16 protein-coding genes and 1 tRNA gene are annotated in these 19,752 nt (G+C 70.2%); 7 read left to right on the plus strand and 10 right to left on the minus strand.

Annotated elements, in window-relative coordinates:
• Nucleotides 1–75: 75 nt before the first annotated feature.
• Together metX and M4V62_RS06755 are read right to left on the minus strand one after the other, a co-directional pair.
• Complete coding sequence (metX, locus tag M4V62_RS06750; RefSeq protein WP_249592720.1) at nt 76–1,224, minus strand: homoserine O-acetyltransferase MetX; 1,149 nt, start codon at nt 1,222–1,224, stop codon at nt 76–78.
• A 318-nt stretch (nt 1,225–1,542) separates the two neighbouring features.
• Complete coding sequence (locus M4V62_RS06755; RefSeq protein WP_249586307.1) at nt 1,543–2,721, minus strand: acyl-CoA dehydrogenase family protein; 1,179 nt, start codon at nt 2,719–2,721, stop codon at nt 1,543–1,545.
• Nucleotides 2,722–2,924: 203 nt separating this feature from the next.
• Here M4V62_RS06755 and M4V62_RS06760 point away from each other — a divergent pair, with 203 nt between their 5' ends.
• Nucleotides 2,925–3,875 carry a hypothetical protein gene (locus tag M4V62_RS06760; RefSeq protein ID WP_249586308.1) on the plus strand — a complete coding sequence of 317 codons (951 nt, stop codon included), beginning with the start codon at nt 2,925–2,927 and terminating at the stop codon, nt 3,873–3,875.
• Between the two features lie 523 nt (nt 3,876–4,398).
• On the opposite strand, the gene M4V62_RS06765 is transcribed toward M4V62_RS06760, so the two are convergent.
• Nucleotides 4,399–4,848, minus strand: a complete 450-nt coding sequence (locus M4V62_RS06765) for a hypothetical protein (RefSeq protein ID WP_249586309.1) — start codon at nt 4,846–4,848, stop codon at nt 4,399–4,401.
• A gap of 456 nt (nt 4,849–5,304) precedes the next feature.
• Here M4V62_RS06765 and M4V62_RS06770 point away from each other — a divergent pair, with 456 nt between their 5' ends.
• The 3 genes from M4V62_RS06770 to M4V62_RS06780 all read left to right on the plus strand — a co-directional run bounded on the left by M4V62_RS06770 (nt 5,305) and on the right by M4V62_RS06780 (nt 7,151).
• Nucleotides 5,305–5,649, plus strand: a complete 345-nt coding sequence (locus M4V62_RS06770) for a hypothetical protein (protein WP_249586310.1) — start codon at nt 5,305–5,307, stop codon at nt 5,647–5,649.
• A gap of 164 nt (nt 5,650–5,813) precedes the next feature.
• Nucleotides 5,814–6,050, plus strand: coding sequence for a hypothetical protein (locus tag M4V62_RS06775; protein ID WP_249586311.1), 237 nt, complete (start codon nt 5,814–5,816; stop codon nt 6,048–6,050).
• A 69-nt stretch (nt 6,051–6,119) separates the two neighbouring features.
• On the plus strand, nt 6,120–7,151 hold the full coding sequence (locus tag M4V62_RS06780) for an integrase core domain-containing protein (RefSeq protein WP_249586312.1): 1,032 nt from the start codon (nt 6,120–6,122) through the stop codon (nt 7,149–7,151).
• Between the two features lie 330 nt (nt 7,152–7,481).
• On the opposite strand, the gene M4V62_RS06785 is transcribed toward M4V62_RS06780, so the two are convergent.
• Nucleotides 7,482–7,555, minus strand: a tRNA-Pro gene (locus M4V62_RS06785).
• A 108-nt stretch (nt 7,556–7,663) separates the two neighbouring features.
• On the opposite strand from M4V62_RS06785, the gene M4V62_RS06790 reads away from it, so the two are divergent.
• From M4V62_RS06790 to M4V62_RS06800, 3 genes are all read left to right on the plus strand, one after another.
• A complete protein-coding gene (locus M4V62_RS06790) occupies nt 7,664–8,173 on the plus strand; it encodes a DUF309 domain-containing protein (RefSeq protein WP_249586313.1) in 510 nt (169 codons plus the stop codon).
• A gap of 72 nt (nt 8,174–8,245) precedes the next feature.
• Entirely contained in the window at nt 8,246–9,088 is an 843-nt protein-coding gene (gene cobF / locus M4V62_RS06795) for a precorrin-6A synthase (deacetylating) (RefSeq protein ID WP_249586314.1), read from the plus strand.
• A gap of 90 nt (nt 9,089–9,178) precedes the next feature.
• Nucleotides 9,179–11,263: an MDR family MFS transporter gene (locus M4V62_RS06800; RefSeq protein WP_283779072.1), complete on the plus strand. Its 2,085-nt coding sequence runs from the start codon at nt 9,179–9,181 to the stop codon at nt 11,261–11,263.
• Nucleotides 11,264–11,285: 22 nt separating this feature from the next.
• Here M4V62_RS06800 and M4V62_RS06805 read toward each other — a convergent pair whose 3' ends face one another.
• From M4V62_RS06805 to M4V62_RS06830, 6 genes are all read right to left on the minus strand, one after another.
• Nucleotides 11,286–12,113, minus strand: coding sequence for a sulfite exporter TauE/SafE family protein (locus M4V62_RS06805; protein ID WP_249586315.1), 828 nt, complete (start codon nt 12,111–12,113; stop codon nt 11,286–11,288).
• Nucleotides 12,114–12,191: 78 nt separating this feature from the next.
• Nucleotides 12,192–13,715: a long-chain-fatty-acid--CoA ligase gene (locus M4V62_RS06810; protein ID WP_249586316.1), complete on the minus strand. Its 1,524-nt coding sequence runs from the start codon at nt 13,713–13,715 to the stop codon at nt 12,192–12,194.
• Between the two features lie 119 nt (nt 13,716–13,834).
• On the minus strand, nt 13,835–15,022 hold the full coding sequence (locus tag M4V62_RS06815; protein WP_249586317.1) for a thiolase family protein: 1,188 nt from the start codon (nt 15,020–15,022) through the stop codon (nt 13,835–13,837).
• Between the two features lie 382 nt (nt 15,023–15,404).
• Nucleotides 15,405–16,628: an FAD-dependent oxidoreductase gene (locus tag M4V62_RS06820; protein WP_425575052.1), complete on the minus strand. Its 1,224-nt coding sequence runs from the start codon at nt 16,626–16,628 to the stop codon at nt 15,405–15,407.
• On the minus strand, nt 16,625–18,130 hold the full coding sequence (locus M4V62_RS06825) for an FAD-dependent oxidoreductase (protein WP_249586319.1): 1,506 nt from the start codon (nt 18,128–18,130) through the stop codon (nt 16,625–16,627). Before M4V62_RS06825 ends, M4V62_RS06820 begins: the two co-directional genes overlap by 4 nt.
• Nucleotides 18,127–19,599 carry an FGGY family carbohydrate kinase gene (locus M4V62_RS06830; protein WP_249586320.1) on the minus strand — a complete coding sequence of 491 codons (1,473 nt, stop codon included), beginning with the start codon at nt 19,597–19,599 and terminating at the stop codon, nt 18,127–18,129. Before M4V62_RS06830 ends, M4V62_RS06825 begins: the two co-directional genes overlap by 4 nt.
• Between the last annotated feature and the right edge of the window lie 153 nt (nt 19,600–19,752).

Below are 19,752 nucleotides of genomic sequence, written 5' to 3' on the forward strand. Positions count from 1 at the left end.
TGCTTGCCTGTTGTCGTTCACTGCCGTGCCTGCCACGCGGTGCCTGTCGCCGCGGTGCCTGTCACCGCAGTGCTGTCACCGCAGTGCTTGGCGGAGGACGGCACCGACCTGCTCGTGTTCGATGAGGAACCCGTCGTGTCCGGCGGGCGAGTCGATGACGGAGAAGTGCGCGCAGTGCGGAAGGCCGCGGGCGATCCTGCGCTGCTCGTGCGCGGGGAACAGCCGGTCACTGCTGATCGCGATGACGGCCCCGTCCGCCCGCACCCGCCGCAGCGCCGCCTCGACGCCGCCGCGGCCGCGGCCGATGTCATGCCGGTTCATCGCCTCGGTCAGCGCGACGTAGCTGCCTGCGTCGAAGCGGTGCACCAATTTCTCGGCGTGGTGGTCGAGATACGACTCGACGGCGTAGCGGGCGTCCCCTGCGTGCCCTGCGGTGGTGGTCAGGGCGGTGGCGGTGGCGGTGGCGGCGGCGGTCGGTCGGCCGCGGGCCGGAGCGCTCCGCTCTAGACGCCTGCCGAAGCGCTCCTCCAGCTCCGCGCCACCGCGGTAGGTGATGTGCGCGATCCTGCGGGCGTTGCCGAGGCCACGGTGCGGGCCGCCGCCGACCGGGGCCCCGTGGTAGTCACCACCGCGCCAGTTCGGGTCGCTGCGGATGGCGTGCAGCTGGGGAACGGACCAGGCGATCTGGTCCGCCGTGGCGGCCACGGGGCAGGCCAGCAGGCCCAGGGTGCGCAGCCGGTCCGGTCGGCTCACGGCCCATTCCAGGGCCCGCATGCCGCCCATCGACCCGCCGACGACGGCCGCCCAGGTGCCGATTCCGAGGACATCGGCGAGAGCCGCTTCGGCGGCCACCTGATCGCGGATCGTCACGTCCGGAAAGCGCGACCCCCAGGGGCGACCGTGCCACGCCGTGGTGGCGGGCCCGGTGGAACCCTGGCAGCCACCGAGAACGTTGGGGGCCACCACGAACCAACGGTCCGTGTCCAACGGCCGACCAGGACCGATGAGGGCTTCCCACCACCCGGCGGTGGGGTGCCCGGCCATCGCCGGACCGCCCGCATGGCTGTCGCCCGTAAGCCCGTGCAGGACGAGCACGGCATTCGACGCGTCAGGGGCAAGGGTGCCCCACGTCTCGTAGGCGAGGCGCACATCAGGCAGTACGCCACCGCCCTCGAGCTCCAGCGGCGCGGGAAGGTCGGCCCACTTGCGGCGCCCGACCGGCATGCCCGGCAGCCAGGCGCCGGTGGCGGGCGGCCCCGTGCGGCCGTCGGCCGCCGCATCCGGACCATGGAACACGGCCGGCTGGAGGCCCCCGGCTGTACGAAGTCCCAGGGCCAGAACACTGTCTGTATCCATGGCCGGAAACCTAGGAGCGCGCCCCCTCCGAGCGGCACGGCCGACCCGTTACTTCGTCATCTCCCCGCCCGGCCGGTCGCTTCGACGCCCGCAGTAAGTCAGGTTGTCGCCGACTGCTCCCCGCATCGCTCCCGGCAGGCGGGAAGGAGAACCGGCCCCCGGATGGGCAGGACAGGTCAGGGCAGGTCAGGTCAGGTCGAGGAAGCTCCACCGGGCGTCCGGCTCGGCGCCGCTGAGCCACTTGCCGCAGTTCTGGAGCACGACCGGGCTCGACGTGATGTGCTGCGTGCCCGTGCCGAGGTCGCGCAGGAAGCGGTCCACCGGGCCGCGGCGGATCGCCGCCGAGCCGGCCCAGCGGTGCACGGTGCGGCCCACCTCGTACACGGTCGAGGTCGTGTGACTGAGCACGAGACGGATCAGGGTGTCCTGCTCCGTGTTCGTCAACTCGCCCTGGTCCAAGGCCTGTTCGACGTCCCGCCAGACGTCGTTCACCCAGGCCCGGGCCGCCCGGAGCCTGGCCTCCGCCGTCGCGTACTCGGCGTGGAACTGGGAGGTGTCGACCGCGGCGGCCCGCGAACCGGTCCGCGCCGCGGCGACCCGCTTCAGCTCGTCCAGGAGCCGCCGGCCGACGCCGAGGGCCCAGCCCGTGTGTCCGATCGCCGACATGTTGACCAGGCCGAGGCGGTAGACGGCTCCGCCGTTGACCGGGGTGTCCGTGGTCGCGACGTAGGTGTACTCGTGCGGTACGTACACATCGGTGCAGTGGTAGTCGATGCTGTGTGTCGCACGCAGCCCGAGCACGTCCCAGTTGCCGTCCAGGGTCACCTGCGCCTTCGGCATCGCAAGGACCCGCAGCTCACCGGTGTCCTCGACCTGGATCGCGCTGTGGATGTGGGTGGCGTGCGCCATCCCGGAGGCGAACTGCCATGCGCCGCTGACCCGGTAGCCGCCCTCCACGGGGACGGCCCGGCCGGGGCGCGTGCCGTGCCCGGAGAGCAGCGCGTACTTCCCGTTCGGCACGTCGGCGAACAGCTCGGCCGCCGCATCCCCGGCGAGGTACGCCGCCGTGGTCCCGGTCATCAGCTGCAACGCGAACATGGTCCACCCGGCCGAGGCGTCGTGGTAGCTCACCCGCTCCACCGTCTCGATCAGCTGCCGTGGCGCGAACTCGTACCCGCCCAGGCTCAACGGCAGCTCGGCCCGCACGATCCCCGTGTCGAGCAGTGCCCGCGCCGTGTCCTGTGGCAGCCTGCCCAACTCCTCGGCGGCATAGGCCCGTTCATCGAGCATCCCGCCGAGCGCGTCGATCCGCTCCAGCACCCCCGCCAGTTCCGCACTGACATGCAGCCGACCCTTGCCCCCCATGGAGCCCCTCCCCTTACGGGCTGTTTCCCGATCGTCTCACGCACGCCTCACGCACCCTCCGGGCGCGGCCTCGCCCGACGGCTCCCGTCAGAGCCCGCGCCCGGCCGTGCACCGGTAGCTCCCGGCTGAAGTACCAGTCGGCGGTTGCGGCCGTGGTCTGCGCAACGGAGCTGCTATCGGCACCGTTGATCCTCGTAGCGCTGGTGCCGGCACTGACGCTGTCAAGGGGTGTGGCGGATTGGCCGGAGCAGGGCTACGACGGATGGGTGCTGCTGGGCATGGTCACGCTCAGCCTGCTGCCGGTCATACGGCTGTTCTTGCAGACACTGAACGCCGGCAGCATCGAGGTGGCCGGGGTGTCACTCTCCTTCGCCGCGGCTTCGGAGTCCGCGGCAGAAGCAGTGCGCACCGCGACACTCACCGAGAACCTCGACACTCCCGAGGACATGCCGCTCGAGCGGACCTCGCTGCGGAGCATCCTCCGGGCGCTGCGACGAGCCCATGACAGCGAAGTCACGGTGGTCGATCTGCGGCAGGGCCAAACCTGGTGGGAGACCCGGCTGTTCATCCTCATCGCCGGGGCCGCGCGGCGGGACCGGACGCAGGCCATCGCCTTCGTGGGCGAACGCAACGGAACGCCGGGCACCTTCCTGGGCTGGGCGCCGCCGTCCCGGCTGCTGGCCGCACATCTCAGGTCCGATCCTCTGCTGAGCGCGGCCCATGAGCGGGCTCGCGCAAAGACCGCCGCCTGGCAGCTCGGCCAGCCCCTACCGAACCCCCATGCATCCGTTACCCCCTCCGTGATGCTCCCCTGGGGCACCAACCAGAGCCTGCCGCCGGTGGAGAACCAGACACCGGACCCGGCGTTCGCCTTCGAGTTGTACCTGCAGCAGAACCTGGACAGACCGTCACCGGAATCAGGCCGCCTCGTGACCATCCAGCGCCTGCGTGAGCTGTACGAGGTCTTTCTGGTGACAGACAGCATCGACGCCCAGACCCCGGACGACGCTTGGGCCGAGGTCGTCCTCACCGCCAGCCCGCGCCGCTTCTTCGCCGTCACCAAGGCAGGCAAATTCAAAGCGCTCATCCCACGAGATGCCCTGGTCGCCGCCTTGGTGACCCGCCTGGTGCGAGCCGAAGACAGCCCGAGCTGAACGGGGGGGCGAACATGGCGACCCCATGCCTCACACACCAGACCCGGCGACAGTGACGCCCCGTGGGAACGACCCCCTGCTCCCGAACCCGCTCCCCAACACGAAGCAGGGGCCACCCGAAGATGGCCCCTACCTGCGACGTTTCCGTCGGGACGACAGGATTTGAACCTGCGACCCCTTGCCCCCCAGTCATGTGCACGATTCTGCTTCGGAGTTCTGAAGCTCAGTTGGCACCCGTACGACGCCATACGCGGAAGTACAGCATCGCTGGGCCCCTACCGACGGCTCCCCTGCCCTGCCGAGCTTCGCGGCAAGTCAGAGGCCTCATGGAGTGGAGCGGGGCGAGACTCGAACCTCTCCGTCTCACACCCGCCAATCTAGAGTCGAGCGGGACTAGAGGTTCTCCTGCATCGTCGCCAGGAACGCCGAGACCGTCGAACGCCAGGCGGATTCCGGGATTACGCGCAGAACCACGCCGCGGCGGCGGGCCGGGCTCGGCAGGAGCCGCACCTGCTAAGCAGCGTCACGGGAGTTCGTCGGATATCCGGTCGAGCTTGGCGCCGCCTGCCGTCAGGTAGGCCGTAGCACTCGTATAGTCCCCCGCAACGCAGTAGGAGAACGCCAGTTGAAAGTCGTCGAGCGCGGCGTCCCAAAGTTCTGCGTTCGACGGCAGCGGATCGGCGCTCTGCAACTTGGTGACGTCGTCCAGCCCGCCGCGGCACTGGGCGGTCAGCTCCATTACGTCGCTAGCGCCAGCGGCCGTGGAGACACTGTCCAGGTGGTCTTGGAGCGACTGGAACTCGGGCCCCACGCTGGTGAACCAGGCGGCGTTCTCCTCCGCCGGTGAGGTGGTCTCCGGCGTGGTCTCTTCCTGAGACGTGGTGGGCGGCGGCGAGGACCCGGCTTCCTCTGATCCACAGCCGGCCAAGCCCAGAACACCCGCAGCGGCGACGCCCGCTATCGCAGCAGCCACGCGGCGGCCCCTGCCCCAGTGGGCTACAACACCACGCTGTCGATGCTGCCGCTCTTCACACGCACGGGACACGCTGATCACGGGCTTTCGCGCTACTGCATGGAAACAGGCGTCATAGGTGCCCCTCCACTTACCAGTGTGGTCCCCTGACACCACATCCGCGCGGGCGGAGACATCGAGTGCTCGTGACCACTCAACCTTGACGAGCCGTGCGCTCCTGGCTGTGCGTCGAAGTCGTGCGTAACCATGCGCTCGATCGCGGGACTTGTGGGGCGACGGACGTCGCCTACCTTGGCGTTCTCGCGTATGGGCAGGTTGCTAAGCCCTGCCCGGCTGTCGTCGGCGTCGACGGCAGCTGTGTCGACTGCAGTAACGCGCTATACACCTCCATTGCGTGTAATGTTAACCATGTATCGACAGTGGAGACTGCCTCGCCTCATCTAGGAGGTCAGGCTCATGACAGATACACCCTCCCCGCAATGGGGACCACGCCCTGAGGGCGACCCCCTGCACCCCGCTCCGGATGTCGTCAAGAACAAAAAGCCCCACCGGGTCTTCCTGTGGATCTTCCTCGCAGTGCAGGCGTTGTTCCTGATCTGGATCATCACAGGCGTGAACAGCGCCAGCGACGACCCCTCCTGCGAAGGCCTTGCTGGCGACGCACTCAAGCTCTGTCAGGACGCGGGGGATGTCGGAACCACGATCGGCGTCGGCCTCATCATCGGCCTCTGGGCGGCCGTGGACATCATCCTCGGCGTTACCTACGGCATCTACCGGCTCAGTCGTAGGCCACGATCGTAATGAAGCTCCCAGGGAGGCGCAGGTTGGCGCAACATCACTGAGGATCCAGGATATTCGAAGTGCCGCCCTCGACACTGCGTCTGCTGAGAATGCCATCTACGCAGCTCAGAAGCGTCTGCGACGGTGCGGCAGAATGAGCAGTTGTGCTGCTGCGTCTAGTCTGCTTGACCGTCACCAACCTGTTCGGCGCGCTGCGGTTGCTGCCGGTGAGCGACCGCGACAAGGTCACGGAGATCCTCGCCCTGCGCCACCAGCTCACCGTCCTTGAGCGACAACTCGGCGCGGACCAGGTTAAGCGCTTGCTCCGGAAGACCGGGTGCTTCTTGCCGCTTTGGTGCCTGCGCCTGCCGAAAATGTCATCCATGCAGCCCGGAAGCCTGGTCAGTGGTGCGGCAGGATGAGTATTTGTACTGCTTCGTCTCGCCTACCTGACCATCACCAACACGTTCGCCGCACTGCGACTGCTGTCGATGAGCGACCGCGACAAGGACGCGGAGATCCTCGCCCTGCGCCACCAACTCACTGTCCTCGAACGGCAGGTCGGAGCAGAGCGGGCGAAGCTCGCTCCGGAAGACCGAGCGTTCCTTGCCGCTCTGCTGGCGCCTCTGCCCCGTCCAGTCCTGCGGCGGTTACGTTTACTGGTTCGGCCTGACACCGTGCTGCGCTGGCATCGCGACCTGATCAAACGGCACCACGCCCGCCCCTGTCGGCCGAAGAAGCCCGGACGACCGCCCACGGTCCACTCGATCCGCAGACTGGTCCTGCGTCTGGTCCGTGAGAATCCATCGTGGGGCTATCGCAGGGTGCACGGCGAACTCACCACGCTCGGCATCAAGGTCGCCGCCTCCACCGTCTGGGAGATCCTCACCTCCGAGGGCATAGATCCGGCGCCCGACCGGGCCGCCACCACCTGGGCCGATTTCCTACGCTCGCAGGCCGACGCCCTGATGGCCTGCGACTTCATCGAGACGGTGACTTTGACCGGTCAGCGTCAGTACATCCTCGCCGTCATCGAACACGTCACCCGGCGCATCCGGATCCTCGGCACCACAGCCCACCCCACCGCGGCCTGGGTCTGTCAAGCCGCCCGCAATCTGGCCATGGACCTGACGGACGCCCAAGCCACCCACGCGTACTTGGTCCGGGACCGGGACGCGAAGTACCCCGCCCTCTCCGATGAAATCCTGTGCAACGCAGGCATCCAAGTCGTGCGCACCGGCGTCCGGATACCGCGCATGAACGCCATCATGGAACGCTGGGTCCAAACCTGCCGCCACGAACTCCTGGACCGCACCCTCATCTGGAACGAGCGCCATCTACGCCACGCGCTCCACCAGTTCGAACTGCACTACAACACCCACCGGCCCCACCAGGCGATAGACCAGGCAGCACCCCTGCGCGCCGTTCCCGCACCACTCCCCCACGCACAAATCACCCAACTGACAGTGCGCCGGAGAGACCGCCTCGGCGGAGTCCTCCACGAGTACCAGCATGCCGCCTGAGCTGCGCGGATGGAGTTTTCGGCAGGCGCAGAGCCCCCGCAGACATGGGGTCGGTACAAGCCGTCAAGGGGTCCAGTGGGAGCACGGCCCCATGACGAGAATTCGGACAAGGGGGCGAACAGCGCGACCCCTTGCCTCGTCCACCAGACCGGGCAGCGGAGACGCTCCCTGGGAGCGACCGGATCGGGTGGCCAGCCGTCGACCCCCGGTTGACGTCGCTCCCAGACTCCCGCTCCCTGGGAGCGCAGGGAGCCGCTCCCCGCTCCCAGAATTGCTCCCAAACACGAAGTAGGGGCCACCCGAAGGTGACCCCTACCTGCGACGTTTCCGTCGGGACGACAGGATTTGAACCTGCGACCCCTTGACCCCCAGTCAAGTGCGCTACCAAGCTGCGCCACGTCCCGATGCGCGTGTCTCGCGGTGTTCTGCGTGATCGCGCAAACAGAACTTTACCCCACGTTCGGGGGTGGTCCGCTCCCCCCTCCGGACACCCGGCGAGGGACAATCGCCGTATGAGCACCGCACCTCGACCCGATGACCGTGGCCGTGACCGTGACGCCGAAGGGCGGGCCCGCAATGCGCGGCCGCGTGATGGGCTCGGGCGGCCGTTGCCGTACGGCACCGAAGGTGTGGAGCGGCAGCCCGAAGGCGTCACGCGTACGCCCGAGGAGACGGTCGCTCAGGCGCAGGCCCTGCTCGACGCGGGGCGGCCCTTTCACGCGCACGAGGTCTTCGAGGACGCCTGGAAGTCGGGGCCCGAGGACGAGCGTGACCTGTGGAAGGGGCTCGCGCAGCTGGCCGTTGGGCTGACCCACTCGGCCCGCGGCAACCTCACGGGCGGGGCGCGGCTGCTGCTCAGGGGGGCGAGCGCCATCGGCACGGGGAAGTGGGGACAGCGGCCCCACGGGATCGATGTGGACGGACTCGTCGTGTGGGCGCGGCAGTTGGCTCAGGCTCTAGATGGGGGCCGGTCGACGGTGGACGCTGCCGAGCACGCGCCTCGGCTGCGTGGGAGTGCGTAGCCACCCGCCGGTCACGCGGATGCGCCCCGCCCGGGGGACAAGCCCGGCAACCCCGTACGGCAGACTCTCAGGGTGCGAAAGATCCATGTCATCGGTATCGGCGCGGGCGACCCCGACCAGTTGACCCTGCAAGCCGTCAAGGCCATGAAGAGCACCGACGTGTTCTTCATCCTCGACAAGGGCGAGGAGAAGGACGACCTCGTGCGGCTGCGGCGTGAGCTCCTCGACGCGCACTGTGCCGACGGCACCTTCCGCGTGGTCGAGGCGCGGGACCCCGCGCGCGACAGGAAGGCGGGCGGCGCGGACTACTCCCCCGCCGTCGTGGGCTGGCGCAGCCGCCGTGCCGAGATCTATGAGCGGCTCGTCGCCGATGAGCTGGGTGAGGACGAGTGCGGGGCCTTCCTCGTGTGGGGGGACCCCTCCCTTTACGACGGCACCCTCGGGGTTCTGGAGGAAGTCCTCGACCGGGGTGCGGTGGCCTTCTCGTACGACGTCGTGCCCGGGATCAGCAGTGTCTCCTCGCTCGCCGCGAGGCACCGCACCGGCCTGAACCGTGTCGGGCGCCCCGTGCAGATCACCACCGGGCGTCGCCTCGCCGACCGCGGGTTTCCCGAGGGCGTCGACGATGTCGTGGTCATGCTCGATGCCCATCAGGCCTTCCTGCAGTACCAGAGCAGTACAGACGGTGGCGTGGGTGGTGTGAGTGGTGTGGGTGGTGTGGGTGGTGTGGGTGGTGTGGGTGACATGGGTGGCATGTATGTCTATTGGGGGGCCTATGTCGGGACCGCCGACGAGATCCTCGTTTCCGGGCCCCTCGACGAAGCCGCTCCCCGCATCGAGGCACTCCGGGCCGAGGCGCGCGAGCGCAAGGGGTGGATCATGGACACCTATCTGCTCCGCCGCAACCTGGACTGACCGCCCCCACCCCCCTTAACCACCGGCAGCCGTCACCGGACCGGACCGGCCCCGCATGCACACGCCCAGGCGCGGTGTGAGGGTGACCGTGTGACCACCACCGTCGAGCCTGCCGCCGACGCCCCCGACCAGGGGCCGCCCGTCCTGGACAAGCGCCGCCGCAACATCGTCTTCGTGACGATCATGCTGGGGATGCTGCTCGCCGCACTCGACCAGACCATCGTGGGCACCGCGCTGCCCACGATCGTGGCGGATCTGGGCGGCGCCGAGCACATGTCGTGGGTCGTGACGTCGTATCTGCTCGCGGAGACCGTTGCCACGGTGCTCGTCGGGAAGTTCGGCGATCTCTTCGGGCGGAAGATCGTCTTTCAGGTCTCGGCCATCGTCTTCATCACCGGCTCGTTCCTGTGCGGCCTGTCGACGAACATGACGCTGCTCATCGCCTGGCGCGCCCTGCAAGGCATCGGCGCGGGCGGTCTCATGGTGACCTCGATGGCGTTGATCGCCGACGTCATCCCGCTGCGCGAGCGCGGCAAGTACCAGGGTGCGATCGGTGCCGTCTTCGGCGTCGCCACCGTCATCGGGCCGCTGCTCGGCGGGCTCTTCACCGACCATCTGACCTGGCGCTGGGCCTTCTACGTCAACGTACCGATCGCGATCGTCGTGGTGATCGCAGCCGCTCGCACGATCCCCGTCGTGCGGTCCGCGGTGCGTCCGGTCATCGATTATCTCGGCATCGCATTCGTCGCGATCGGCGCCAGCGCGCTGATTCTGGCGACCAGTTGGGGCGGCAACCAGTACGCGTGGGGTTCGGGCACCATCATCGCGCTGTTCGTGGGCGGCGCGGTCGCGCTCGCGCTGTTCTGTGTGGTCGAGACGCGGGCCGCCGAACCGATGCTGCCGATGCGGCTCTTCGCCAATCCCGTCTTCACCGTCTGCTCGATCCTCAGCTTCATCGTCGGGTTCGCGATGCTGGGCGCGATGACGTTCCTGCCGACCTATCTGCAGTACGTCGACGGGGACTCCGCCACCATCTCGGGCGTGCGGACGCTGCCCATGGTGATCGGGCTGCTCATCGCCTCGATCTTCAGCGGCAATGTGGTCAGCAAGACCGGGAAGTATCGGATCTTTCCCATCGTGGGTGCCCTGGTCATGGCGCTCGGGCTCTATCTGCTCTCGCTCATGGGGAGTGAGACCAGTACCTGGCTCGAGTCGCTCTACATGTTCGTCCTCGGCACCGGCATCGGGCTCTGCATGCAGGTCCTCACCATCGCCGTGCAGAACACCGTCGTCTACTCGGATCTGGGCACGGCGACCTCCGGAGTCACCTTCTTCCGTACGCTCGGCAGCTCCTTCGGCACCGCTGTGTTCGGCACCATCTACGCCAACACGCTGAAGCCGAACCTGGAGGACGGCGTCGCCGCCGCGGCCGAGGCCGGGGCCACGGATCCCGCCGTGGTGGCCAAGGCCGCGCAGAGTCCGCAGGGGCTGCACGGCCTTCCGGCGGAAGCGGCCGCGCCCATCATCAAGGCGTACGCCGACACGCTGCACACCGTGTTCCTGTGGACGGTGCCCGTGGCGCTGCTCGGGTTCGTGGTGGCCCTCTTCCTCAAGCAGGTGCAGCTGCGGGACAGCGCGCGGATGAGTTCCTCGGACATGGGCGAGGGCTTCGCGTCGCCGACGTCGAGCGGCAGCTCGGACCGGGTGCTCGAACTGGCGGTCGGGAACATCATCCGCAGTACCGGTATGGACACCGCACGCCGTGTCATCCGCGACTCCGACACCCGGCTCGACATCGCGGGCGCGTGGGCCGTGATGCAGGTGTCGCTCTTCGACCGGATGGTCGGGCACGCGAGCCTCAGCCTGATCGCCGCCCGGCGTCAGCTGCCGTCCGAAGTCCTGGTGCCGGTCTTCAACCGCATGGTCGAGGAGGGCTTCCTCACCCGCTCCGGCATGCTCTTCTCGCACACCCCCGCGGGCGAACGCGAGGCCGACGTGATCGGCAAGGCGTGGGCCAGGTGGCTGGGCGAGCAGGTGGAGAAGGACAGCGGCCGTCCCGCGGACCAGGACCTCGTCAAGGCGGTCGACGCGATCGCGAAGCGGCTGCTGGTGGAGGACCTTGAGCACGGTCTCGCCCCCGAGGCGAGGCAGGCGGTCCCCATGGGCAAGGCCTAGGCCGCCTGCGGCCACTGCTCCGTCAGCGCAGCAGCAGCTGGAGGCCCCCGAGGACCGTGGCCCCGATCACCAGTTGCTCGAAGAGCCGCTGATTGATCCGGTGCACGGCCGCCTTGCCGATGAGTGCGCCCGGCAGGACGAAGAGCACGAGTGCCGCGTCCAGCAGCAGCGAGTGCGCGTCGATCAGGCCGAGGCCCGCGCTGAACGGCACCTTGGAGGTGTTGACGATGAGGAAGAACCACGCCGACGTCCCCAGGAAGCTCAGCTTCCGGAAGCCCGCCGAGAGCAGATACATCGACATCACCGGGCCGCCCGCGTTGGCGACCATGGTGGTGAAGCCGCCGAGCACGCCGTAGGAGGGGGCCTTGAGCCGGGCGCCGAGCGAAGCCTCCGCCGCACTCGGCTCACCAGCCGCACTCGACTCACCAGCCTCGCCCGTCTTGTCCGCCGCATCCGTCTCGTCCGCCGCATCCGCCGGGGTCCTGCGGCGCCACAGCGTGACCGCCGCCATCAGGAGCAGGATCGCCCCGATCGACGTACGGACGATGGCGTCGTCGGCCCACAGCAGGAAGACCGTGCCCACCACCACACCGCCCGCGACGGCGGGGAGCAGCCGCCACAGGGTGGGCCAGTGGGCATGTCTGCGGTAGGTCAGGACCGCAAGTACGTCGCCCGCGATGAGGATGGGCAGCAGGACGCCGGTCGACTCGCGGGCCGGCAGGACCGCGGCGAAGACGGCGAGGCTGACCGTGTTGGCCCCGCTGACGGCGGTCTTCGAGAAGCCGACGAGCACCGCGGCCGCGGCGAGTGCGGCGAATTCCCACAGAGATATGTTCAGAGATATGTCCATGCCGGGGACAGATGCTAGGCCCAACTATCTCCGCGCCGTCAGAGGCGGCCACATCCTGGACGTCCGGGCCGACAAGGCCTAGGCCCCGCTGTAGGTGACGCGCAGCTCGCGCTTGAGGACCTTCATGCTGGGGCCGAGCGGCAGCTCGCCGGTGAACTCCACGCGGCGCGGGTACTTGTGGCGGCCCAGGTGCTCCTTGGACCACTCGGTGATCTGCGCGGCATCGGGCGCGGAGCCGGGCGCGGCGACCACGACGGCGCAGATCTCCTCGCCGTGCACCTCGTCGGGCAGACCGATCACGGCGACGTGCGCGACGTCCGGGTGGCGCATGAGCACCTCCTCGACCTCGCGCGGGTAGACGTTGAAGCCGCCGCGGATGATGACGTCCTTCTTGCGGTCGACGATGGCCAGGAACCCGTCGGCGTCCTTGGTGCCGAGGTCACCGGTGCGGAACCAGCCGTCGACGACGGCCTCCGCGGTCGCCTCCGGGCGCCCCAGGTAGCCGGAGAAGACGTTGTGGCCGCGGACCACGACCTCCCCGAGCTCACCGGTGGGCAGCAGCTCGATCCGCCCCTCGACGTCGGCGCGGGCGATCTCCACGTCCACGCCCCACAGCGGGTGGCCGATGCTGCCCGCCTTGGTGCCGAACACGGGCTGGTTCACGGAGGCGGTGGGCGAGGTCTCGGAGAGGCCGTACCCCTCGTAGACCGGTACGCCGAAGGCCTCCTCGAAGCGTTCGAGTACGGCCACGGGCAGCGAGGCGCCGCCGGAGACGCAGAGCCGCAGCGTGGGCAGCTCGGCGGCCGTGATCTCGGCCGCCGCGGCGACGAGGTTCACGTACATCGTCGGCACCCCGTGGAAGGTGTTGACGCCCTCCGCCGCCATCAGCGCGATGGCCCGCGCGGCGTCGAAGCGCGGCAGCAGGACGAGCGTCGCGCCCGCGCGCCAGGTGGCGTTCATGGAGACGGTCTGGCCGAACGCGTGGAAGAGCGGGAGCGCGCCGAGCGCGACGTCGTCGCGGCGCACGTCGTGGGCGTCGAAGGCGCAGACGGTCGCGTTCATGACCAGGTTGAGGTGGCTGAGCACGGCGCCCTTGGGGACGCCCGTGGTGCCGCTGGTGTAGAAGACGACGGCGGGGTCGTCGGCCGCACGCGTGACGTAACCGGGGAGCGGTTCGGCCGCGCCCGCCAGGGTCTCGAACTCGCCGCCCCCGCCGAGAGTCAGCATCCGTACGCCGGTGGCGGCGGCAGCGGCTTTGCCCGTCTCGGCCTGCGCGGGGTGGCAGAGCAGCAGGGTGGCGCCGCTGTCCCGCAGGACGTGCTCGACCTCCTCTGCGGAGAGCAGGAGGTGTACGGGGACCACGACGCCGCCCGCGGCGAGGATCGCGTAATAGGCGCGCGGGAACTCGGCGGTGTTGGGCGCCATCAGGGCCACCCGGTCGCCCGGCGCGACCCCGAGCCCCACCAGGGCCGCCGCCTGCGCGCGGGCCTGCTCCCACAACTCGCCGAAGGAAAGCCGCAGTTCACCCTCGACGAGGGCGGTGCGGTCCGGTTGGCGACGTGCGGGCTCGGCGAGGATCGCGGCGAGGGACAGCGTGGCCATGGGTGGGGCTCCGTTTCCTTGCGTTCCGTGCGGTCGTGCGTTCCGTGCGGACGTGTGTTCCGTGCGTTCCGTGCGTTCCGTGCGTTCCGTGCGTTGTTTCCGTTGGTGAGGGAGGGGGTTCAGCCGCGCTCGACCAGCAGCGCGCTGCCCTGTCCGACGCCCACGCACATCGTGGCGAGGCCGCGGGAGGCGCCGGTGCGGCGCATGCGGTGCAGCAGCGTGGTGAGGATGCGGGCGCCCGAACAGCCGAGGGGGTGGCCGAGGGCGATGGCGCCGCCGGTTGGGTTCACCAGCTCCGGATCGATGCCGAGGGCGTCGACGCAGGCGAGTGCCTGGGCCGCGAAGGCTTCGTTGAACTCGGCCTCCTGGAGGTCGCCGATGCTCCAGCCGACGCGGGCGAGCGCCTTCTGGGTGGCGGGGACGGGCCCGACGCCCATGACGTCGGGGTGCACACCGGCGGAGGCGCCTGCGACGTACCGCCCGAGGGATTCGAGCCCGAGCTCGTTCAGGGCTTCCTCGCTGACGAGAAGGAGCCCGGCCGCACCGTCGTTCATCGGCGACGCGTTGCCAGCGGTGACCGTGCCGCCCTTGCGGAAGACGGGGCGCAGGCTGCTGAGCCTCTCGTACGAGGTGTCCTCACGGACGCATTCGTCGAGGTCGACGACCGTGCCGTCGGGTCGGGTGACAGGGAGGATCTCGTCGTCGAAGTGGCCGTTCTTGCGGGCCTCGGTGGCGCGTTGGTGGCTGCGCAGGGCGAAGGTGTCCTGGCGCTCGCGGGAGACGCCGTGGCGCTCGGCGACTTCCTCGGCGGTCTCGCCCATGGCGAGTACGCCGTGCAGGTCCTTCATGGCGGGGTTCACCAGGCGCCACCCGAGGCGGGTGTCGACGGTCTCCATCTTGTGCGGCAGCGCTTCGTCGGGGCGGGCCATGACGAAGGGGGCGCGGCTCATCGACTCGGAGCCGCCCGCGAGGACGATGTCGGCTTCGCCGGAGGCGATGGTGCGGGCGGCGGCGGTGACGGCCTCCATGCCGGAGGCGCAGAGGCGGTTCACGGTGGCGCCGGGCACGGATTCCGGGAGGCCTGCGAGGAGGGCGGCCATGCGGGCCACGTTGCGGTTGTCCTCGCCCGCCTGGTTGGCGGCGCCCCAGTAGATGTCGTCGATCCTGGCGGGGTCCAGCTCGGGTGTCCCTGCGAGGAGGCCGCGTACAACGCCGGCGGCGAGGTCGTCCGGGCGGACGGAGGAGAGGGTTCCGCGGAGCTTGCCGATGGGGGTGCGGCGGGCTGCGGCGAAGTGGACTGGGCGCACGATACGGCTCCGGATCGTTTGCGGTCATCGTCTGCGGTCGTCGTCTGCGGGTGATCGCTTGACGTTAATTAGCACTGCTAGTTTTTGCAGTGTACGGGGAGGTTGCTGCTGGGGGAAGAGTGGCCTTTTCCCCAACCCCGCCCCTTCCCGAAAACTCGCGGGCGCGAGGGCCTGACTGGGGCTCCGCCCCAGACCCCGTACAAGATGGCCTCAAACTCCCCCAAGCTCTTAAGGAGCAGGGGGGACCCCCATCCGGGCTGGAAGATTCCAGCCCGTCCGGCGTTTGAGGACGAACTCGGCGAAGCCGGTGATCAGCGGCAACCAAGGCTCCCGCGCCAGAGCGGGTTTTCGGGCAGGGGCGGGGTCGGGGAAGGGAAAAGTCCTAGCCGACCACGACCCGCACAGGCCCTCCACCCGCATCGACCTTCCCGACCCAGCCCCCCGAGAGATACAGCCCCTGGTTGGGCAGAACCCTCCGCCGCACCCGCTGCCGGTGCAGACACCGCCCGTCCTGGAGCACCACCAGAACAGGACACCCCAACGCCTCCGCCGTCCGCAGGATAAAGCGGCCCCCAGCGGCACCGGGCACGAGCCGGTTCGGTGCCACCCACCGGAGGGGGGTCTCCGCCACCACCGGGACCCCGCCGGAAGGCCACCCCGCACCCCCGAGATGCCCCCGCACCGCCTCCGCGACCCGCGCCCCCTCCCCCGCGGCCACCCGCGCCGGCTCCACCGCGTGGACCCCGTTGCCCACCGCGAAGACACCCGGCGAAGCCGTGCGGAACGAACCGTCCACCGCGGGGCCCCGTGTGCCGGGGTCCAGGAGCACGCCTCCGCGCCGGGCCAGCTCGTGGTCGGGGACGAAGTCCCCGGTGAACACCACCGTGTCGCAGGCGAGCACACTCTCCCGCCCGTCCCGCCGCCGCAGCCGGACCCCCGACAGCCGCCCACGCCCCAGGAGTTCGGTCACCACCGCCCCGGTGAGCAACGGGACCCAGGCGACCCCGAGCCGGGTCGACGCGGCCCTCGCCCTGCCCACCTGCGCCCGCGTCTCCTCCGTGACGAGCGCGGCGACCTCCACCCCCGCGCGCCGCAGGGCGGACAGCGCCGCGTAGCTCACCGGCTCCGCCCCCACGACGACCGCCCTGGTCCCGATCTCCTGCCCGTAGACGTGGACCGCCTGCTGCAACTCCCCCGTGGTCAGCACCCCCGCCGGGCGTGTCCCCGGCACGAGCCGCGCCGACCGTGGCCGCTCCCGTGCGCCCGTGGCCAGGACCACGGCGCGCGCGGTGATCCGCTCCAGGCCGTGCGGACCCGTCGTTTCCAGGCAGAGCGGACCCGCCCACCCGGTGGCACTCACCCCGGTCCGCACCGCCGCTCCACCGCCGAGCGCGGCCTCGACGAGGCTCTCCGCGTACTGCGGCCCCGTCACCCCCCACCGCCCGAACCCTCCGTGGTGGCAGTGGCGCGGCACCCCGCCGGCCCGCGCGTCGCGCTCCAGGACCTCCACCGTGCCCGCACCCGAGGCGGCGAGGCGCGCGGCTGCCGCGAGCCCCGCGGGGCCCGCGCCGACGACGAGGACGTCCACACTCCGCTGCCGTCTCAACACGCCGCCCCCGACTCGCCCCAGCCGTCGAACAGTTCACGCACCGCGGCCCCGCAGTAGAACCCCTGGCAGCGCCCGCCCCGCGCCCGTGTCCGGCGCCGCAGGCCTTCCAGCGAACCGGGCGGCACGGTGCTGATGAGGGCGTCCCTGATCTCGCCTCGGGTCACGCGCTCGCAGTGGCAGATGATGCTGCCGTACGCGGAGTCGGTCGCGATGAGGTCGGCGCGCTGGTAGGGCCGGGGGAACGCCTCCCCGAGGTTCGGCATGCCGACGGGGTCCAGGTCTCCGGCCACCGTCAGGTCGAGGTCGGGGCCCGCGGCGTCGGCGAGCAGGCCGACGACGTACTCCGCGATCGCCATCGACGCGGTGAGCCCCGTGGACCGGATGCCGCCGACGGTGATGTACCGCGCCTCGGGGGAACTGTGGATCTGGTAGTCGTCGTGCTCGGTGGCCGCCCGCAGCCCCGCGTAGACCGCGGTGACCTCCTCGTCGAGCAACGCGGGCAGGATGCGTCGGCCCTTGGCGCGCAGTCCTGCGAGGCCGTCCTCCGTCGTTCCCGTCGCCCTCTTGTCGTCCAACTCCTCGGCGGTGGGGCCCAGAAGGACGTTCCCGTACACGGTCGGCGCGACCAGCACACCCTTGCCGAGCGCCGTCGGCACCGGCAGGAGGATGTGGCGGACCAGGTCACGGGCGAGCTTGTCGAAGACGATGAGCTGGCCGCGGCGCGGGGTCACCGTGAACTCGCCACGCCCGAGCAGCCGCCGGTCGAGTACGTCGGCGTGCAGACCCGCGGCGTTGATGAGGTAGCGGGTGCGTACGGCACCACGGGACGTGGTCAGTTCATGGCAGACGGAGCCTCCCGACGATGCCGAGTCCGAATCCGAGTCCGAGTCCGGTGGCGGTGCCGGTGCCGGTGCCGGTGGCGACTCCCATGAACCGACCCTCTCCACCTCGCAGTTGAGGTGCAGGTCCACTCCTCCCCGCACGGCCTGGGTGGCGTACGCCAGCGTCGTCGTCCAGGGGCAGATGATCGACTCGCCGGGGACGTCGAGCGCGCCCAGCGCGCCCTCACCCAGGTGGGGCTCGCGGGAGCGGACCTCGTCCGCGTCGATGATCCGGGCGCCGTTGTATCCGTTGGCCTCCGCCTTCTCCAACAGGCCTGGAAGTGCTGCCAGTTGTTCCTCGTCCCAGGCGACGAGCAGCGCGCCGACCGGTTCGACGGGGATGCCGGACTCGGCGGCGTACGCGGCGAGCAGGCGCTGCCCCTCGCGTACGAGGCGGGACTCCAGGGAGCCCGGTACCGCGTCGAAACCGGTGTGCAGGATCGCGGTGTTGGCCTTGGACGTGCCGTCGCCCACGTCGCCGGAGGCTTCGACCAGGGCGACACGGAGGCGGTGGTGTCCTGCCAGTTCGCGAGCGATGGCGGAGCCGACCACCCCGGCGCCGACGACGGTCACGTCATAGGGCTCGGACGGCAGCGGCCCCTTGGTGGTGACGGTCATGACGACGGCGCGGGCGCGCGGTCCAGGAGCGACGCGACCGCCGAGCGGAAGCCGCCGAGGCGCTCGGCGGCCTGCGTGGCGTCGATCTTCGGCTCGTACACGGTGGCGGGCCGCCACCGGGAGACCGCGTCCCGCACCGTGAGCTTCGGATCGATGCCCATGCGTGCTACCGCACCCACGCCCAGGGCGGTCACATCGGGCAACGCCGATACCTCGACCGGGAGTTGGAGCAGGTCGGCCTGGGTCTGCATCAGGAGGGCCGAGCGGGTCAGGCCGCCGTCGACGCGCAGGCTCGTCAGGGGCTCGCCCAGGTCGGCGGTCACGGCGTCGGCGAGCGATGCGACCTGGGCCGCGATGCCCTCGCACAGGGCGCGCACCAGATGACCGGGAGCGGTGTCGAGGCCGAGGCCGGTGATCGAGCCGCGCAGGTCGCCGCGCCACCAGGGCGCCGCGAGCCCGGCGAGCGCGGGCACGAAGGTGACACCGGCCGTGTCGGGCACCGACGAGCCCACGAGGTCGAGGTCGGCGGCCCCTTCGATCACCCCGAGGTCCGTGAGCCAGCGGACGGCGGACGCGGCCGTGTAGACCTGTCCGTCGAGGCAGTAGCTGCTCTCGCCCGCGAGTCGCCAGGCGACACAGCTGACCAGGCCGGAGCCGCCCCTGCGTGGCCGGGAGCCGGTCTGGGCGAGCAGGAACGCCCCGGTGCCGTACGTGCACTTGGCGGTTCCCGGTTCGGTCACGTCCTGGGCGAGCAGCGCGGCCTGCTGGTCCACGAGGAGTCCGGTCAGCGGGAGTTCGGGGCCGAAGGCCTTGGTCGTGCCCACCGGGCCCGCCGCGTCGACGACGCGCGGCAGCCGCTCGTCGGCGAGACCGAAGACGTCCAGGGCGCGCGGCGACCACGCGACGTCGTCCAGGTCGAGGAGCTGGGTGCGGCCGGCGGTCGCCGCGTCCGTGACGAACTCTCCGGTGAGTTGATGGATCAGCCAGGCGTCGCTGGTGGTGACGACGCCCTCCCGGGTGAGGTGGCGGCGTATCCACGCCATCTTGGGCGCTGCGAAGTAGGGGTCGAGGGGGAGCCCCGTCAGGTGGGTCAACTCATCCGCGTACGGGGCGAGTTCCGCGCACAGCGGCTCCGCACGCCGGTCCTGCCAGACGATGGCCTCGGTCAGCGGGCGGCCGGAATCGGGGTCCCAGGCGAGCACCGTCTCGCCCTGGTTGGCGAGGCCGACCGCGGCCACCGGCTCCCCCGCGTCGGCCAGGGCGCGGCGTCCCGCGTCGACGACCGAGGCGAGGAGCGCCGCCGGATCCACCTCGACCCGGCCGCCGGGGAGATGGCGCGGGCGTACGGGAGCGGCGCCGGAGCCGATCACGCCGCGTTCCGGACAGAGGACGAGAGCCTTCGTGCCGGACGTGCCCTGGTCGATGGCGAGGACAGCCTCGCCGCGCGGTCCTCTGCCATTCGTGATCACCGCGGAAGCCTGCAACAGGGGCCCGGAAGGCGTCAAGAGCCCCCCTCGCGGCCCGATCCCGCCCCGTCCATTTCTCAAATTGCCAACCGGCGCGCCGAGTTGAACATAAGTCGACCCCAAAAGATCCACGAATCGCCCTGAGAACGGAAGTTA

Origin of the sequence: Streptomyces durmitorensis, assembly GCF_023498005.1 — a bacterium.
GTDB classification, from domain to species: Bacteria; Actinomycetota; Actinomycetes; order Streptomycetales; family Streptomycetaceae; genus Streptomyces; species Streptomyces durmitorensis.

What these genes read in the sequence shown, in the direction of transcription:
- metX (WP_249592720.1), bottom strand. Translation starts at nt 1,224, where the DNA reads ATGCCGGTCGGGCGCCGCAAGTGGGCCGACCTTCCCGCGCCGCTGGAG.
- M4V62_RS06755 (WP_249586307.1), bottom strand. Translation starts at nt 2,721, where the DNA reads ATGGGGGGCAAGGGTCGGCTGCATGTCAGTGCGGAACTGGCGGGGGTG.
- M4V62_RS06770 (WP_249586310.1), top strand. Translation starts at nt 5,305, where the DNA reads ATGACAGATACACCCTCCCCGCAATGGGGACCACGCCCTGAGGGCGAC.
- M4V62_RS06780 (WP_249586312.1), top strand. Translation starts at nt 6,120, where the DNA reads ATGAGCGACCGCGACAAGGACGCGGAGATCCTCGCCCTGCGCCACCAA.
- M4V62_RS06790 (WP_249586313.1), top strand. Translation starts at nt 7,664, where the DNA reads ATGAGCACCGCACCTCGACCCGATGACCGTGGCCGTGACCGTGACGCC.
- M4V62_RS06805 (WP_249586315.1), bottom strand. Translation starts at nt 12,113, where the DNA reads ATGGACATATCTCTGAACATATCTCTGTGGGAATTCGCCGCACTCGCC.
- M4V62_RS06810 (WP_249586316.1), bottom strand. Translation starts at nt 13,715, where the DNA reads ATGGCCACGCTGTCCCTCGCCGCGATCCTCGCCGAGCCCGCACGTCGC.
- M4V62_RS06825 (WP_249586319.1), bottom strand. Translation starts at nt 18,130, where the DNA reads ATGACCGTCACCACCAAGGGGCCGCTGCCGTCCGAGCCCTATGACGTG.